This is a genomic window from Klenkia marina, from assembly GCF_900101025.1.
Classification (GTDB): Bacteria; Actinomycetota; Actinomycetes; order Mycobacteriales; family Geodermatophilaceae; genus Klenkia; species Klenkia marina.
Genome location: NZ_FMUH01000006.1, coordinates 38,663 through 56,108, shown reverse-complemented (window position 1 = coordinate 56,108; position 17,446 = coordinate 38,663). Strand labels below are relative to the sequence as shown.

Annotated in this window: 10 protein-coding genes; 6 read left to right on the top strand and 4 right to left on the bottom strand. The window is 65.6% G+C overall.

What is annotated here, in order from left to right; all coding sequences use genetic code 11:
- Positions 1–16 precede the first annotated feature (16 nt).
- Positions 17–1,312, bottom strand: a complete 1,296-nt coding sequence (locus BLP29_RS16610; RefSeq protein WP_092806966.1) for a DNA cytosine methyltransferase — start codon at positions 1,310–1,312, stop codon at positions 17–19.
- Here BLP29_RS16610 and BLP29_RS21835 point away from each other — a divergent pair.
- From BLP29_RS21835 to BLP29_RS16580, 6 genes are all read left to right on the top strand, one after another.
- Complete coding sequence (locus BLP29_RS21835; protein ID WP_279385458.1) at positions 1,206–1,949, top strand: very short patch repair endonuclease; 744 nt, start codon at positions 1,206–1,208, stop codon at positions 1,947–1,949. The genes BLP29_RS16610 and BLP29_RS21835 overlap by 107 nt on opposite strands.
- 125 nt (positions 1,950–2,074) lie before the next feature.
- A complete protein-coding gene (locus BLP29_RS16600) occupies positions 2,075–4,174 on the top strand; it encodes a hypothetical protein (protein ID WP_092806596.1) in 2,100 nt (699 codons plus the stop codon).
- Positions 4,164–5,078, top strand: coding sequence for a hypothetical protein (locus tag BLP29_RS16595; RefSeq protein WP_092806594.1), 915 nt, complete (start codon positions 4,164–4,166; stop codon positions 5,076–5,078). The genes BLP29_RS16600 and BLP29_RS16595 overlap by 11 nt, the downstream gene beginning before the upstream one ends.
- Positions 5,079–5,087: 9 nt before the next feature.
- On the top strand, positions 5,088–10,571 hold the full coding sequence (locus BLP29_RS16590) for a DEAD/DEAH box helicase (RefSeq protein WP_092806592.1): 5,484 nt from the start codon (positions 5,088–5,090) through the stop codon (positions 10,569–10,571).
- A complete protein-coding gene (locus BLP29_RS16585) occupies positions 10,568–11,590 on the top strand; it encodes a PD-(D/E)XK nuclease family protein (RefSeq protein ID WP_092806590.1) in 1,023 nt (340 codons plus the stop codon). Before BLP29_RS16590 ends, BLP29_RS16585 begins: the two co-directional genes overlap by 4 nt.
- An 11-nt stretch (positions 11,591–11,601) precedes the next feature.
- Positions 11,602–12,615, top strand: coding sequence for a NaeI family type II restriction endonuclease (locus tag BLP29_RS16580; RefSeq protein ID WP_092806964.1), 1,014 nt, complete (start codon positions 11,602–11,604; stop codon positions 12,613–12,615).
- 17 nt (positions 12,616–12,632) lie between these two features.
- Here the strand turns inward: BLP29_RS16580 and BLP29_RS16575 are convergent, their stop codons facing one another.
- From BLP29_RS16575 to BLP29_RS16565, 3 genes are all read right to left on the bottom strand, one after another.
- On the bottom strand, positions 12,633–13,370 hold the full coding sequence (locus BLP29_RS16575; RefSeq protein WP_092806588.1) for an NgoMIV family type II restriction endonuclease: 738 nt from the start codon (positions 13,368–13,370) through the stop codon (positions 12,633–12,635).
- A 479-nt stretch (positions 13,371–13,849) separates the two neighbouring features.
- The gene (locus BLP29_RS16570; protein ID WP_133379218.1) at positions 13,850–15,079 is read right to left on the bottom strand and encodes a hypothetical protein; all 1,230 of its coding nucleotides are present in this window, start codon (positions 15,077–15,079) and stop codon (positions 13,850–13,852) included.
- Positions 15,069–16,958: a DUF262 domain-containing protein gene (locus BLP29_RS16565; protein WP_092806584.1), complete on the bottom strand. Its 1,890-nt coding sequence runs from the start codon at positions 16,956–16,958 to the stop codon at positions 15,069–15,071. The genes BLP29_RS16570 and BLP29_RS16565 overlap by 11 nt, the downstream gene beginning before the upstream one ends.
- Positions 16,959–17,446 lie beyond the last annotated feature (488 nt).

The window sequence follows — 17,446 nt, the reverse complement described above, 5'->3', positions numbered from 1 at the left end:
GTCCGACCCTCAAGACTCAACTGATCCGGCCGCGACGCTTTCGTTCTGCGAACGCCTCATGGCGGATGTGATCGGCCTGCCCCTGGAAAGCCTTCCACTCACCGAGCAGGTATGAGCGCCGACTCGAAGGACCCCGATGCTCGACGTGGAAATCGTGCTGAATCAGCGTGATGCGCTTCTCCACGTCCTCGACGGAGATGCGGCCGCCCAGCAGATTGCTAATGCGATAAGCGGTCATGTACTCCGCGCGGTCCCGCATGACGTGGTAGACCTCATCGTGCATCCGCAAGTCGCCCCGCGGTGCACCTGACGCCTTGTCCTTTCGCAGCGCCCTGGCGATGCTGTCGCCGACCGCTCTTGCTACGGGCGGCGGAAAGGCATTCCCAATCTGCCGGTAGCGACTGGTCTTCCGTCCAGTGAAGTTCCACTCATAGGACGGCTCGTCCAACCAACCTTGCAACCGCTTCACCATGCCCACGGTGAGCTTCGGCCCCCGCGGATTGGTGTCTCTGGCCCAATCCGGGCCGGGAGCTTCGTTAGCCAGTCCGTGAGCGTCGACCCACATCGCTTCCCAGGCGCGCTTTGCCCGCGTCGGGCCGAGGTCGGCTCCACCGTGCTTCTTGCTGCCGCCAACGATGGTCGGCGCAATCTTGTCGGCTCGCTCGACCCACTCATCGAGGTAGGGAAAGCCGTTCGCCCCCATCAGGCCGGCGATGGTTGAAGAGACCGTCGCGCTGGTGGGCTTGGGCTCCGGCCATTCGAAGTAGTCGACGTACTCCTTGCGCAGGGCCACCAGCACCATCCGAGGGCGAAGCTGCGGAACGCCGTAGTCGCGGGCCTCCAGCAGTTTCCAGTCAGCCACATAGCCGTACGCCGCGAGCTGATCGACCACCGCCTGGCGATACCCACCGAAACGGGCGTCGTTCAGTCCGCGGACGTTCTCCAGCAGGACGGCTTCCGGTTGGATCCGACCAGCCAAGTTGACAGCCCAGGCGAAGAGGTCTCGCTCGTCACTGGAGCCCAGCTGCTTGCCAGCAACGCTGAAGGGAGGGCACGGAACTCCACCGGCGAGCAGAGTGACCTCTCCGCGGTGGGCCTCCGGCTGCCACACAGCCTCGCTGGCCACATCGCCGACGGCGACCAGCGACGTCATGTCCTCGTCGGGATGCAGTCGACCCATGTTGGTGCGGAGGGTCTCTGCCGCCGTGGGATCAAGCTCCACCGCCAACCGGTGCCGGAAGCCGGCCAGATGCAGTCCCAGAGACTGTCCGCCAGCGCCTGCGCAGATCTCAACGACGTTGAAGTCGCTCACGCTCTTCCCCTCATCACTTGCCTCGTCGGACGCCGCGCTCGCCCAGGACATCTTGACTCACCAACTGCTTCGGTCCTCCCACGGCGCGCACACTCGACCTGTGCCACAACCCAACGGCGATGCGACAAGGGACCAGCCCCGACCCCAGGCGCTCAGTCCGGGCCGGTCCCGCAACATGCAGGCCAACCGCCGCGTGGACTCGAAGCCCGAGATCAGGCTCCGCTCCGCACTGCACGCTCGCGGCCTCCGCTTCAGGAAAGACCACCGTCTCGACTTGCCCGCCGCCAGGGTCAGGCCAGACATCGTGTTCACCCGGCGCAAGGTCGCGGTGTTCGTCGACGGGTGCTTCTGGCACGTGTGTCCGGTGCACGGACGGCAGCCCACCCGCAACGAGTGGTACTGGACTCCCAAGCTCCGCCGGAACATCGAGCGCGATCAGCGAGCCAACGCCGCGCTTCAGGAGGCCGGCTGGAGCGTCGTCAGGGTGTGGGAGCACGCAGGGCTCGAGGAAGCCATCCAGGCAGTCCTCACGGCGGTTGAACACGCCCCGACGGTACGAGACAGGTCTGACAGTTCCGGCGTCGTTGCCGACCGCCCGACTGCCCAAGCCGCTCCAGCCGCGTCCCGTCTGCCGTAGCCAGACGTCTAGGTCGCCCCACCAGCCTCGTCTCACCCATATGGCTCAAATCCCCGGTCATTGGCCAGGTCGCCCCCCTCTGGCGCTTAGTGTGCCGAGCGTCACGAAGAACATGGGGGCGAGCAATGCCCGACGAGGGGCAAACCTGGGGCTGGGACCAATGGCAGGCCGAGCTGACTGCTGCCTATTTGCAGCCCTCGCCCTCGACGCCCTCGACGCCCTGGGCGTTCTTCCTCGATGAGGCTGAGGCGAGTCGCCTCTGGCCGAGGCTGGACCGACCTGCCCAGCAGCTGGCGCAGTGCGTGAACGCCCGCCTGCGATGGCAGTCCCCAACCGGCCTGTTCGAGAGCCTTGCGACTCCGTGGTCGCAGTGGCGGTTGCACAGCAGCGCTCCGCCGCCGAACCTCCCTGTCCTCGCAGTCTCCGTACTCGCAGCCGCCGCCATGCACCGGGACGCGGTCGCCAATTCCAACGCCTACTTCCTGCGCCTCGCCCAGCTGCTGAGGCCGGAGCTGACGGGTGATGAACTCGTCCGCGCGAAGGATCGGCTCGCACAGAACTTCGACACCGTCGCGGGATGGTGGAAGGACCTGGCGGCCTGGATCGCGGCCAGGGCGGATGAGTTCGGAGAGAGCACCATCCGGCCTCACCCGACCCTGACACGGATCGGGTACCCGCTGTCGCAATCGCTCGTCCGCTTGTCGGACAGAATGCGCCTGACGCACTTTTTCGCAGCCCTCAACATCCACCATCTCGGCGTGCCACCGCGGCCGCAGCTCGTTCGCCACCTCTGTCTTTGGGCGAGTCGCCCTCGCGGCCTCTCCGACGCCTTCACCCGGGCGCTCAGGCACGAAGATCTCCGGCTGCTGATCTGCGAGCATGTCGATCGGCTGGCTCATTCCTGGGACGGCGTGGTCCTCACAGCGCGCGGACGACAGCAACTAGACCTGCGGGTGACGCTCGATCTCGACGAGATGACAGCCGGATGGGCCATTCCGGTGATCGAGGGCATTCCTGAGCTCACCCTCGCCTGCGGACCGAGCACGCTCACCCTGCGTGCTCCGGACTGGGGTGGCCTGTACGACATCGAAGGGCAGCTGCCCAACGTCAGCTCACTGATGGACACCACTGTGAGCGTCTCCAGTGAACGATACGAAGGCTCTTTTCGCTTCTCTCCGCTGGTCGCCTTCCGAGGCCATCCGGACGCCGGATGGATCAGCGTCGACTCGATGCTCCCGTACGAGAAGCACGTCCTCGCAGTGCTCCCGCAGCATCGCGAGACGGTCGAGTCAGTGTTGACCGCGGCAGCTGACTCTTCATTTCGCCAGCTCCGTCAGAACCCAGACAAGGCACTGATCCGCGGGCGGATCATCTTTACGGACGTCGTCCTCACCGACGCGCACGCCTTCGAGTCAGCAGTGAACGGCATCCAACCGGAGTTGGTGTCCCTCCTTCGCCCGGACCCCGGCCCTCGTCCGCAACTGAAGAACGGGCTGCCAGTCGCGCAGGCGATGGGCCGCGGCCACTATCTCGAAGGCGGAGCGCCCGACCTGCTCCTTCCCGCCTCCGACAAGCCGCGGCAGGTACGCGCGGCGCTCGACGGCGTCGAGCAGAAACACCCCTTCGCGGCAACCGGCTTCCCCATTCCGCTTCGAAAACTCGACTTGGAACCGGGGGACCACACGCTCGAGGTCGACGGCATCAAGCTCACGTTCCGCATCTGCCGCGCAGATGAGATCCCTCCGGCTCGTCGGGATCCGTTGACCTGGGACGTGACGTTCGGCCATCCGGTCGCGGCAACTTACAGATTGATTCGTGACGAGCGGAGCTCCGATGGCCTGGCCGGCGCGCTTGTACCAGGGGACGTCCTTGAGCCGCTGCTCTTGCGGCGAGGCCGCAGGGACTTCTGGCTGATTGGTCGCGACGGGCGTGCATGGGGTGTCACCCCTCCGCCGCCGTCCGCCGTGTACGCACGACACGACCTTCCACCGTCTCAGTTCTGGGAACTGCTCCCGCCAACAGAAGCGATGTGGGTCCTCGAGGTGGACCGCCGGACCCAGCAGGCGCGGAAGCCGCACCGTCTCGGATGGATCGAGCCCCACATCACCGAGCTCGACACGACCAGTGATGGTCTATGGGCCGACATCGCAGCGACATGGCGAGGGACTGACCCGATTCTGGATCGGTACATCAGCGCATGGGAGGGCAAGAGCCGTGCTCGGTGACCTCCTGGCTGAATGGCTTGCTGTGAAGGGCTCGGGATCCATCGACCAGTTCCGGCGAACTCACGATTGGATCGCCCGGTCAGCAGACATCATGGCTCCCACCTCCGGAGCTGGACGTTGGCTCCGCGACACGTCGGCGCTCGGCCACATCGAGGTCGATTGGGAGCGCGGCCGCTGGTCCACCACACCAATGGTGGTGACTCGTCTCCCGAAGAGTGATGGCCTCGCGTTGCTGGTGGGTTGCAAAACAGCCGTCACGCTGCAGGCGATTTCCGACCTCGACGTCGAGGTTCTCCAGCTTGATCAGATCTCGCAGACGCAAGGCCTCACCCGTCCGTCCGTCGTCCTCCTGCAGTACGGCGGGCCAGACGACCTCGATGCCGTCAGCAAGGCGCTGAGCGCCGAGTACGTGCCGTGCGCGGCCGAGCAACTCAGCCAGAGACTGATGCCGCCTCAGCTTGGTGAGCCGGCTACCCCGCCCAGTTACCAGCATCAAACTCTCGAGCGCTTCAATCCGCGGTCGCTCCGCTGGGGTCCAGCCGACCGCACGGGTCCTCAGGAGGGCGCCTATCGCTATGAGCACTTCGGCCGTAAGCACCACCTGTTCCTGGGGAGCGACGGGTGGCGGCATGCGGACATGGCCTCCGCCGTCTTCACTACTCTCCGGGAGATCAACGCATCCACGCTCAGGTGGCGTCCTGATGCCAACGGGCGGGATGTCGGCTCCCTGTACGCCGACTGGGGAGCCCCATTGCCGACGCTCCACCAGCGTTGCCTGGTCCTCTGCAGCGGATTCTCTCCACGCTTCTCCGACAGCGCCTTCACGGGCATTTATGACAACGTGCCTCGCTCGATCGCCGACGCCGTCGCGTCCTCGCTCGGGCAGCACCTCGAAACGATCTAGGAGCAGGACGTGGAAGAGCCGAGCACCGGGCTGGATGTCGTAGGCAGCTTTGAGCGGCTGCGAGACGCCTTCTTCAGGTACTACAACACCCCGTTCGGGCTCGCTGATGAAGAGCTGCAGCGCGAACGGCGGGACCTCCTCGACCGGGACAACGGCGTCTACCGACGTCCCTTGATCGAGCTCCGCCCGGAGTACACCCTGGCTGGCCACGACCTGGCCGCATCGGCGGCCGTCGCGGGCGCTGCCCCAGAGCTGGCTGACTTCGCGGCCGCGGGCCTGATCCCCGCGGGACGTCAGCTGTATCGACACCAGGAAGAGGCCCTCGCCGTCGGGCGGCGCGCAGACCGCAACATGGTCATCACCGCGGGCACCGGATCGGGTAAGACGGAGTCGTTCCTGCTGCCCATCCTCGATTCACTTCTCGAGGAGTCGCGCTCATGGACGGGGACCCGCGGGCCGGCAAGTAGCTGGTGGCAGGACGAGAACGGCGCTTTCGTCCCACAGCGCAGGGGCGAGGTGGGGCGCCCACAAGCGGTGCGGGCAATGATCCTCTACCCGATGAACGCCCTCGTGGACGATCAGCTCATCAGATTGAGGAAGGCCCTCGACAGCGACCACTCCAGGGCCTGGCTGGACGCCAATCGCAACGGACACCGCTTCTTCTTCGGTCGCTACACCGGGGCGACACCTGTGACGGGCAGCCCCGACGATAACCGAGCGGTTAGGGATCTCCGCCGCCTGCTCCGCGACCTGGACGGCCGATCCGCGAAGGCGCAAGCGCTCAGCGGCGAGACGCAGTACTTCATGCCGCGACTGGGCGGTGCAGAGATGCGCAGCAGGTGGGACATGCTGGATGCGCCGCCGGACGTCCTCATCACCAACTACAGCATGTTGAACGTCATGCTCCTCCGGGACCGCGAGAGCGCCTTCTTCGAGCAAACACGTCAGTGGCTCCAGTCGGACAACTCGCACCGGTTCACGCTCGTCATCGACGAGTTGCACACCTACCGTGGAACCGCGGGAACTGAGGTCGCCTTCCTTATCCGGAACCTCCGGAACCGACTTGGTCTCATCGAATCCCCCGGACAACTGCGGGTCCTTGCCGCCTCGGCCAGCCTGGACCCTGCTCGGGATCGCAAATACATCCAGGACTTCTTCGGTTTGGACGAGGGCACCTTCGAATTCCTGCAGGGCGACACGGTCCAGCCCAACCCCCTTCGTGCCGACATCTCCCACGCCGCTGAGGACCTGGCGGGAGCATCCGATGCCGGAGAAGCACTGCGAGTGGCAGAAGTGTCCGGCGCTCCCACGGCGCTGCGAAGCGCCTTTCACCTTGGCGCGGACGGTGGCGCCCTTCCCGCCCCCGAGGCCAAAGACGAGCGTCAGCTCGAGGCCCTTCTGTTCGGGCAGGCCGACAGCTCCGTCGCCAAGGCCGCCCTAACGAATCTCCTCGCGGCCGTCCCGTTGAGCGAGGATCGACCGGGCTGGCCTCGTCTGCGCGCGCACCTGTTCTTCCGCAACGTCCCCGGGATGTGGGCGTGCACCGATCCGCGCTGCCCGGACGCGCCGTCACGCACGACGGAGGTTCCTACTGTGGGCCGGCTCTTCGCCGAGCCGACAACGCGGTGTACGTGCGGGGCACGGGTACTCGAGCTGCTCTACTGCCAGAACTGCGGCGACGTCCTGCTCGGGGGGTTCGTGCCCGCTGGCGAGACCCAGTTGAGCCCCTTCAAGAGCCTCATGCTCGCCGACGTGCCTGACCTGGCGAAGATGCCCGACCAGGTCTCGCTCGAGCGGACAGCTGACAACTTCCTCGTCTACTGGCCGCGCACGACGAAGCCAGAGTTGGATGACCTCACCTGGGACGCGGACCAGAAGAAGGTCGACTACGCATACCGGCCCAGCATCCTGATCCCCCCGAGCGGCGAGGTGCGCAACGCCGTGCAGGGCAAACAGCCAACCGGCTGGACCTTCCACGTGACGTCGAAGATCGACCGGAAGACCGGCAGGCCTCAGCGCGACCTCACGTCACTCTCCCCTTTTCCGACCCGCTGTCCCAACTGCGCGGACGACTGGGAGATCCGCCACACAAAGGCCGGGACAGTCCCGCACACCGATCCCTTGCGCCAGCGGAGCCCCATCCGGGGCATGCGCACCGGCTTCGAGAAGATCAACCAGGTCCTCGTCACCGAACTCGTCGAAGGGCTGGTCGACGAGCAGCGCAAGGCAATCGTGTTCACCGACAGCCGGCAGGACGCCGCGAAGCTCTCGGCGGGCATGGGGCTACGGCACTACCAGGACCTCCTCCGCCTCCTCGTGCATGAGCGTGTCGCCGCAGCCACCGATGCCGCGGACGACGTCGCAGCCGCTAAGCGATTCTTCGTAGACCGCGACCGCACCGAGGAGACGCGCCAGGCAACCAAGCGGCTCAAGCAGCGCTTCGACGCGAAGTACGACCGCGCCGCCGAGTTGTGGCGGGATGAAGACGACGAGGCGCACACCGGGGAACTGGCGCAGCTGGAATCGGAACTTGCAGCTGCCACTCCCCTCAGCGACGTCGCCAATCAAGTCGGCGAGACCCTGCTCAGCCTGGGCGTGAACCCGGGGGGTCCCAGCCCTTCCTTGAACTCGGCACACAACGGCAGGCATTACCCCACCCCGTGGTCTGCGCTGTTCGACTGGACGACCACTCCCCCTCACCCTCGCCCGGGACTCGGGCTGACTGAGCTAGAGCTTCTGGGCCGTATCGACGACAACCTGAAGTCAGAGGTCATCGAGGGCCTGTTCTCCGGCGCCGGGAGGGACTTCGAGTCCCTGGGCCTGGGCTGGCTCACCCTTGACTCTGACCAGGCTCGGACGGACCCGGAACCGGCATCCATGCCAGCGATCGCCCGGTCGAGCCTCCGGGTCCTCGGCGATCTACGGCGCTTCTTCGGGCTTCGGGATCCCCGAGACAAGGCCCACGCACGACTCACGGCCTACTGGGATGCGGTCGCGCGCACGCACGGACTTGACTCCGCCGAGGTTGCCAGCGGCGTCCGCGCGTTCTGGTCCGACGCTGTCCGCGACTACCTCATCGACCCCGCTCGAGTCACGATGCGGCAAGCCGGGCAAGAGGCCTGGATCTGCGGGAACTGCCGTCGCCAGCACCTGCATCGAGGTTCCGGCATCTGTACCCGGTGCCGTCAGCTTCTGCCGGTTCAGGGCTCGCCGACCCGTCGCGGACAGGACTACTACTCCTGGAAGGCCACGGAGCGTCAGGGGCGCTTCCGGCTGAACAGCGCCGAGTTGACCGGCCAGACGGACAAGGTGGACGCCCAATCTCGCCAGGCACGGTTTCAGGGAGTTTTCCTCGATGAGGGCGGACGGGAGAGCCGCCTGGCCGATGGCATCGACTTGCTCTCGGTGACCACGACGCTCGAGGCGGGTGTCGACATCGGCGCCCTCGAGCTCGTCGTGCTGGGCAACATGCCGCCCACGCGGTTCAACTATCAGCAACGGGTCGGCCGCGCGGGCCGCCGGACTTCACCGGTGGCTGTCGCACTGACGGTTTGCCGCGGGCGTAGTCACGACGAGTACTACTTCGCCAGGCCCCACTCGATCACCAACGAGCCGACGCCCAAGCCGTACCTCGCGCTCGATCGCACCGAGATCCTGCGGCGGGCGCTCCGGAGCGAAGTGCTGCGGATGGCATTCGCCGAACTGGGCCCACAGCTCATCAGGACAAAGATCTTGTCCGACCTCACCAACAACCCGCACGGTCAGTTCGGTTTGACCGCGGAGTGGCCAGCGGTCAGACACCTCGTGCAGAGGTGGATCGACGAGAGGCGCGACCAGGTCGAGGCGGCAGCCCAGGCTCTGTGCACGTTCGCTCCGGCCGACGTCTCCACGCAGAACTGGGCGGAGTGGGTCGGCGACGACCTGGTGGCGACCATCGACCATGCCTGCAATCCCGATGGCGCCCACGTCGAGCTCAGCCAGCGGCTGGCCGAGGCTGGCGCGCTGCCGATGTTCGGCTTCCCCACCCACGTGCGCTATCTCCACCTCAACCCGCCACAGAACTCCCGGCCTTGGCCGCCGCCCGGCGTCATCGACCGCGACCTGGGGATGGCCGTCTCACAGTTCGCTCCGCTCAGTGAGATCGTCCGCGACGGACAGGTCTACCCCGTCGTCGGAGTGGCCGCGTTCAAGCCAGTGGGGAACAAGCCCGTTGCGGAGGCCGAGCCCCTGGGATCCACGCGGCACCTCGCTGTCTGCCGGTCATGCGCGCACCTGGCCGAGTCCAACGGCAGCGCCGTCGGGGACGAGGACCCGTGCCCCCGCTGCAGCGCCCCTCCCGGCATCTACCAGGGACTCCAGCTCCGGGAACCGCTGGGCTTCAGGGCCGGCCGCCCGAAGGACTTCGACGGCAACTTCTCATGGTCCGCACGCGCCATGGCGGCCCGGGCCATGACGGACCTGTCCAAGCTGACGCGCACGGAGGAGGCGGGCGTGACCGCCTTCAGCGGGCCAGGCACGCGCTACGTCATCAACGACAACGGCGGCAACCTCCACCGCTTCCGCTCGTCTGGCCCGTCTCCCTGGGGCGGGTACGTGTCGGTGGAAGCCGTCGAGAAGGGACTCCTGCCTTCGTCGTTCGCGACGGGAGACGCGATCTCGGTAGCCCTGGGCGCAGTTCAGCCCACGGACTTCCTGTTCGTCGGCTCCCGCCGTCCCGTGATGAGCGATCTCGGATTGCGCCTGGACCTCGACACCAGCGCGATGCAGCTGAGCGGTGCCCCGGAGAGCGCCAACGCCAGGAAGGCCGCCTGGTACTCGCTCGCGTTCCTCCTCAGGACCGCCGCAGCGACCTACCTGGACGTCCAGACGCTCGAACTCAGTGCCGGCATCTACAACGGCCTGGTGGACGACTCCCCCACCATGATGGCCTTCCTCGCGGACACCCTCGAGAACGGCGCCGGCTTTAGCACACATCTCGGCTCGCCAGATGTCTTCGACAAGCTCATGGACGGTCAGGTGCGCGAGTACCTCGCCAGTCTCGAGGAACCAGCTCATGCGACCGAGTGCTTGGCTTCCTGCTACCGCTGCTTGCGGGACTACTCCAACATGGCCTACCACGCATTGCTGGACTGGCGACTGGCACGAGACCTGGTCTCCGTCCTCCAGACCGGCCAACTACCCATTGATCCCGACCGGGAGCGACGGGCCATCACCAGCTGGGCTGAGGCGTACGGCGCTGAGCTGATCGACGAGCTGCCGTACGCGGCAGCCGTCCTGGACAGTCCGCTCTACGGACGGGCCATCGTTGTCGCCAGGCACCCTCTCGAGGCAAGCGAGACCACCTTGATCGCACCCCGTCTCGCCAGCGCGCTCGCTGCCGCAGAGGCCACGGAGCCGCCCGCGGACGCGATCGTCTTCGCCGACACCTTCACGCTGGACCGCGACCCGGGGGGCGTAATCAAGTCCATCCGCGCGGCCACCGGTGGCCGATGAAGGAAGGCGTCCGGCAATTCGGCGTCCCGTGGCTCTCCCCAACGTCGGCAGCGCGTCTTCTGACGTGCCCCGCGTCGGTGGTCGGGCTGATGACAGGGGCTCCGCCCCGAAGCCCCGCACCGTCGACGCGCACGTCCGCTGGCGTCCTGGCGCACGCGGCTCTGCAGCGTTGGGTCATGGCCGATGACTGGAGGTACGGCGACCGCGATGGTGTGCTGATCGACCACTTTCACGCTGTGGCCAAGGATCGCAAGGTCGCTGTTGCCGCAGTCATGGACGGGCGCGTTACGGAGGCGCGCCTTGAGCAGAGGGCGAGTTCGCTCGGCGAGCTCATGCGGCAGGCGGGCGCCGACGCGACGGCAAAGGCGGAGGTCACCCTGCACGACAATGAGCGCCGGCTGTGGGGAACGCTGGATCTTCTCGTCACCTCAGAGCGTGGTGTCTGGCTCATCGACTTGAAGTCGGGGATGGATGCTGCGCAGTCGCTGCTCCCGGCGGTCATCCGGAGCCAGCTGATGATCTACAGCCACCTCGTCACGGCAGTTCACGGGAGGGCGCCGACCTGGATGGGGGTCTTCAGTCTGCGTCAGGGCGCTAAACAAATGCCTGTGTCCCAGTCAGACGACTCGATGTTGCTCGGCCTGCTGGACGAAAGCCGCTCCGCCTGGATGGCAAACGACCGTCCCGCGTTGCCATCGCCAGAGGCCTGCAGACACTGCACCCGACGACCCGGATGCGACCCGCACTGGATCGCTCTCCGGGCATGGGAGGACGCAGACGGTCTCGAAGGTCAGCTGCTGCGCGCCCAAACAGCGGAGAACGGACGTACTGCCCTCCTGGTGCAGAACGGGACTGGCTCGGCATGGGTGTCGAACATGCGCGGTGAGGGCTTACAGGAACTGGTCGGCCACCGAGTACGAGTCATGCGGATTCGGCGGCGTAAGGCCACCGGCCAGTCCAGCGACCCACCGCAGTGGCAGGCCACCGATTCATCCGCAATAGCTTCCGTTGGAGATTGACGATGCAGGACATGATCTGGCCCCCAGCACAGCTGGGGATCGAGTACGAGCCGGTGGTGGAGCACGGGGCGGGCGACCCCGACCTACACCTTGTCCGCCGAAGGCTTGAAGAGCTAGACCCACACGGCGATCGCTTCGCTTCCGTCCTTCGAGACACGCTGGACCAGCTCCTGGATGGTCGACGACGAGGACGGTTTGACTACCGGAACCTCTACAAGACCGAGAAGACGTACATGGGGACCTTGGTGGAGATCAATCTCCAGCGGGCGTTCGACTTCAACGACGGCGACGTCACCGACTACTCGATCGCCGACATCGACGTCGACTGCAAGTTCTCCCAGCGGATCGGCGGCTGGGAACTGGGGCCGGAGATGCTCGACCAACTGTGTCTTGTCGTCCGGTGCTCGGACCGAGAGAGCTCGTGGCGGGCCGGCCTCGTACGGGCGTCCGCAGACGCGCTGCGCGAGACGACCAACCGGGATGCCAAGAGGCGACTCAACGACCTCGGCATGAGCCAGATCCAGTGGCTGTGGCCGGACCACGGTCGCCTGGCAGAGAACCTCCTGCTGCATCTCAGCCCTGAGGTCCGCGACCGGATCATGACGGCGACCGGGCGAACTCGGCGCGCGAACCCGGTACAGGCACGCGTCAACCAGCTGTTCCGTGAGGTGCAGGGACGGATCATCCGTCGTTCGGTGTTGGAGACCGTCGCACACGGAGCCGACGATCCCCTCAAGCGGGCACGTGGGAACGGAGGCGCCCGCGACAAGCTCCGGCCCGAGGGCATCCTCGTGCTGGGGCATCAAGACAACGATCCGTTGGTGGCAGACGCCCTCGGCCTTCCCAGGCCGCGGAAGGGAGAGTTTGTCGCGGCTAGGGTAGTCCAAATCGACGGTCCGACTGCGTCAAGGCCTGCAGCGGAAATTTCGGGTCGATACTACGCCGTCGCCCTCCCTGGCGACGTCGCAGAAGAAGCCCCCGAGGTGCCGCGAAAGCCGCACGCCTCGCCATCTCCCAGTTCCTAGCGGATAAAGCAACCAGGCTAGGAGTAGAGCAAGGTATCTACGAGGTTCTCGTACGGAAGCAAACGCCCCTGAAGGGTCAACTCCTGCCAGATACCACGCTCGGGATTCCCGGAAGGCAGGGCCATCGCTTCCTTGTGGAGCTCCCAGAAAGCGATGTGGTACGTCGCATCTACCTCTCCTGTGCCGCGAGCAATAGCCGCAAGACGGCTGGGCAAGGGCTCTGCGGTCACGCATATCAAGTGAGGGGTCCGTGCGCGTCGGTTGTGGACCATCTTCAGGAACTCGTGGCGCGTGTTCTGCACCCGGTCGGACCGGATGGACCACTTGCAGGAGATAGCGGCATGAAGCATATCTCGCGCGGCGTGCGGCCGAGGGCTCGCAACAGACACTGCAACATCAAGTTTGATGAGGTAATCCATACCCAGGGCTGTTCGCAACACTGGATAGCGATCGACAGCATTCTGAGCTTCCGCCAAGTGGGCGAACTGATCAAAGTCGCTAATGACTACATTTCGACTGACCCGCCACTTGCGTGACTTGTCAGCTTCCTGGAGTTCGGCGCGAAGATCCACCCAAACCGCCGCCTCGAGGTTGCTCCCGAGCGTCTGCCCCTTCTCATGACTGACGCGGGTCACCTCGAGGGAATGGTTCACGCCAGCAGCTAGCTCGACACTAGTCGGATTGTTCTTATCGGAGACATTGGGATATCCATTAGGACGCCAACCATAAAGTCGCTGCGCAAACGGAGCTGCCACGGCTGGAGTTTAGCGGCTGAGTTGACGCAGGCACGCGGGAAAGCGGCAAACGACCCTTCCTGGGGAGGACCTAGTCGCCGTGTCTACTGCAGCACCAAGGGGTCGCCAGAATGACAGATGGGATGCAGGTGGCGGGCGCAACGCCGGGCTGTCCCTGTTCGCGTCGCCGCCTCGCGCCTGCAGATGCAGGGCGGCGCGAGGGGTCGCGGGGCGCCGATGACCGGAAGCGGCGGGGCGGCGGCGCTAAGGCCGGCAGGTGGACCGTTCCCCGGTGCCAGCGATCATCACCCGCAGAGCACAGTCCTCGAACATTTTGGCCGCCGGGCCGCCGTCGGCACGCCGCCGAAGGGCCGCCTCCCAAACCCAGCTCTCAAAACAGAGCCTTAATACCGAAGACTGGATCAGTGAGTCCCCCCTTGGTGCCCGGCGGCCTCGTGCGGTCCGGCGGCCGCACCAAGCAGACCCGTCCGCAATCCAGATTATGAACTGGGCTTGGAACCGTTCTTCGTGGCCAACCCGTAGCCGGAAGCGGCGACGGTGATGACCGCGCCAGCGCCGACCAGCACCTTCTGACCGGCTTCCTTGGCGGCGGCCCGGCGCTGCCGTGGGTCGCCCAGCGCCTCCCCCCATGGAATGACAGCCAGCGACGCACGAGCCGACTCGACCCCGAGAGGGGCGTGAAAGTCGTCAACAATCACTGCCGTCGCGTTGACGGAGTCGATAACGGCTCTGGCGGCTCGCGCGTGGAGGACGATGTTGCCGTTGGCGATCACACCCGCAGCATCCACTCGGGACATCAGCTGCATCGTGCACTCCACGACGCCGGCCCGCCGCTTCTCTCGAGCAATAGAAAGGCCAAGGCGGTGACTTTCGAGCTTCTCCGGCGCTGTGGCAAGTACGTGGTCGAGCTCGACCACCCTGAACTCATCCTGCAGCTCGAAGGAACGAGCCAGGATCGCAAGTTGAACCGCAACCTCACGCTCAATCTCCTGAACGGCCCGCTTCAGCTGCCCCGTCCTGCTCTTGCCATCGACCTTGTCAACGAGTGCACGCAGTTCTAGCAGCGCCTCATCCTGCACGTTCAAGATCGTGTCGGACACGCCGCTTACCTTGTCCCAGAGGGTCTTCGGATCGCCGCCCTGGCCCCGGATGGTCATCGCTTCGTCAATGGCAGCTGCCGCGCCCGTCATCCTGGCGAGTACGGCGTCCCGCTGTGCGCGGCGCACATCGTCGAGCTTCTCGTCGATGCGAAGAAGCAGTGCCCTCAGCTCGTGTGCCTCGGAATGCTGAGCGAACTGACTCATGAGGCCGCCCACACCCGAGAGCACGGCGGGGTTAAACAGCAGGGACCTCGGACCATCTTCCACCTGGAGCCACTTGAGTGACTTCTTGCCCGTCTCGCCGAGCATGGCGTGGCTGATGCCCTTGGTCTTGCTCTTCATGAGACCGCCCGCGTCCTTGAGCCGCTGCGCCGACTCGGGCGTCAGCTTCAGGTACATCGCGGACTGTTCGACTATCCCGGAGACAGTTGTGACGGCGTCAGCCCCGGCTTTGACGACGGTGCTGAGCCTGCTCAAGTCGAACTGCTGAGCCTGCTCCAGGAGACCGGCATGGCCGAGGAATCTTTCGACAGCCGACGGATCTCCCGCGACCACGACTCCTTCGCCGTCACTGAAAAGTTCGACTTCCCCCGACATTTCAACCGACACCCGGCGCTCCCTCCGCTGACTCGGGAGTCGACGGGACGTGGCCGAGAGCCTCCGCCGAGGGCCAGACCTTCGCTGCGATCGCGGCAAGTGCGATCCCCCGCTCCTCGATCGAGACTTCTCCCCACTGCGGTACAGCGGCGATGCCGAGGTTGAGAAGGATGGAGCTCTGCTTTGCGAACTCCGGCTGTTTGTCGGCCCAGCCAAGGTTGGAGACTGAGCCGTTGAAGTACCGAGTCACCAGGGTCAGATTGCCGATCGTGTTCTTGGCGAGGTTTCGTGCGTCCATCGCCTTGATCCGTTCGACCTCACCCAGCGACTCGTCCAGCGGCCAGTGCTTCTCCCACTTGCCTGGCAGGACATGCTCGATCTGGAGCTTGCTGTAGTCCACGGCGGCCGGCGCCTGCTTCGGGTCGTCGGCGCGAAGACGACTGTCCATTGCTCCCAGGACGAGTCGCTGGCGCTTCTGATTCTGTCCGTAGAAGTTGTTGCCCAGCATGGCTGTCCGCAGCTCGTCGTCGGTTGGCCAGCCTGCTTCGTGGAGCGCGGCGACGATGGCGTCGCGCACGCCACCAAGCGGGGCGGCCTTGGCGTCGGCCATCACCTTGACGAAGATCTGACCGTAGTTGCGCGTGCCCCAGCCGGACCCGGCCATCATTCTTCGGACGGTGAACGACTCGACGGCCTGCACTGCGTCGCGGTGCTCATCTGAGCCGACGAAGGTGTCTGGGAGGGTTCGGAGCCAGGTCAGGAGCGGTATAGCGGTCAGGTTGCCGAGCTGGATCAGATGGTCGTACGCCCGACGCAGCACCTCATCCTCAACCTGCCGCTCGGCATAGACCTCTCGATACGCCTCGGCGAACGCCTTGAGGCCTGCAAGCAGCTCCTCGGTCTTCGGCTTCTCCCGGTCGAGGTAGGCGCGCACCTCGCCGTAGAGGTTTCCCACCGATGCGTCGGTTGCGGTGGTCGCCGTGAGCCAGACGGACAGGAGCACGTCGCGCCGACCGCGGGCAGCGTGGCCGGTGCCGACCTTCTTCTTCCACCACGGGTCGTCGAATCCAGCCCAGTACCGGTCGTACATCAACTCGAGGTGCTCGGCCTTCGCGAACTCGGCACGGAGGAAGATTAGGTTCTTGACGAGGTCGGACGCCGACAGTGCCGTCTGCCGACCGTTGAGTACCTCGAAGATCACCTGGGCGTCGTCATTCTTCTCCAGGTCGATGACGACAAGCTTGAAGAGCGTGTCGGCGGCATCGACGAGCGAGCGGACTCGTTCGCCTCGCTCCTCCCCGACGGATTGGCTGAGCGACTCGCGAGCGGCCTCGGCGAAGTAGCAGCGAGCCTGTAGGTACAGGTGATCGCTCTTGCCGTACGCCGGAACGTGATCGGAGATGACCATGGGCCACAACACCCGGTCGTCCCTGCGGGGCCACAGCTTGTAGACGTCCTCAGGGGAGGCCCCGCTGTCCTCGTCGTTGCTGATCATCTTCGACAGGGACTTGGCCTTGCCCTTCAGTTCACCGTCGACGTCCTCTTCCTGCACGACGTCGAGGAGCCCGCGAAGCAGGAGCTGAAGGGTGGTCAGTCGCTGCTGACCGTCGATGACCGACCTGAGGGCGACACCTCCCGCCGGGTACGGCAAGGAATCACAGACGATTGCCCCGAGAAAGTGCGGCGAGACCGACGCCTCGTCCGGTTGCGAATCGGTCATCTTGGCGAACAGCCGCCTCTGGAGGAGCCTGTCCGCTGTGGCCACCAGATCTGCAAAGAGCAGGCGCCACTGCTTCTCTTCGGTCCACTCGTAGCTGCGCTGGAACGTCGGAATGATGTATCGGCGTTCAGGCTTGAGGATCTCTCCGAGCGCCCAGGTCTTGGCTTCCACTCACACCACCCCGTCAAGATGTTCTTCGGCCGACCAGTCGCCGAGTGAGCCAAGATAGGTCACGTTCCGTTCACCGGGGCGACAGCCTGGCCGACGCGACTGAGGTGGATGTTGCCACCGTGCGGAAAGAACTCGCGCCACCGTTCAGCCATCTGGACCGCGACCGCGCCGTACTCGTTGGACAGGAGATCCGTCGCGTCCGGGTCGTAAGGTCGCGGACGTGGCCGAGTAAGCGCAGGACGCGTGTCGGCGGCGCTACGGGCCAGACGTCGCCTGCCCCAAGATCAAGATACTCGTCGGTGAAGCTGCGCCGTTGGGCGTTACGTTGTGCTTGTAGCGCCGCTTCGAGGCCGGCAATCGTTTCTGCCATGACGGCCAGCTCGTTCGCGCCCGCTTCGGCGTCAGCCTTCGCTGCTTCACCTATCGCGCGGGCCTGAGCAACCTCCACCGCCTGCACCTTGTGCTTGGCCTGATACCCGTCAACCGGC

Coding starts and splice junctions, on each gene's coding strand:
- BLP29_RS16600 (WP_092806596.1), top strand. CDS start 2,075: ATGCCCGACGAGGGGCAAACCTGGGGCTGGGACCAATGGCAGGCCGAG.
- BLP29_RS16585 (WP_092806590.1), top strand. CDS start 10,568: ATGAAGGAAGGCGTCCGGCAATTCGGCGTCCCGTGGCTCTCCCCAACG.
- BLP29_RS16580 (WP_092806964.1), top strand. CDS start 11,602: ATGATCTGGCCCCCAGCACAGCTGGGGATCGAGTACGAGCCGGTGGTG.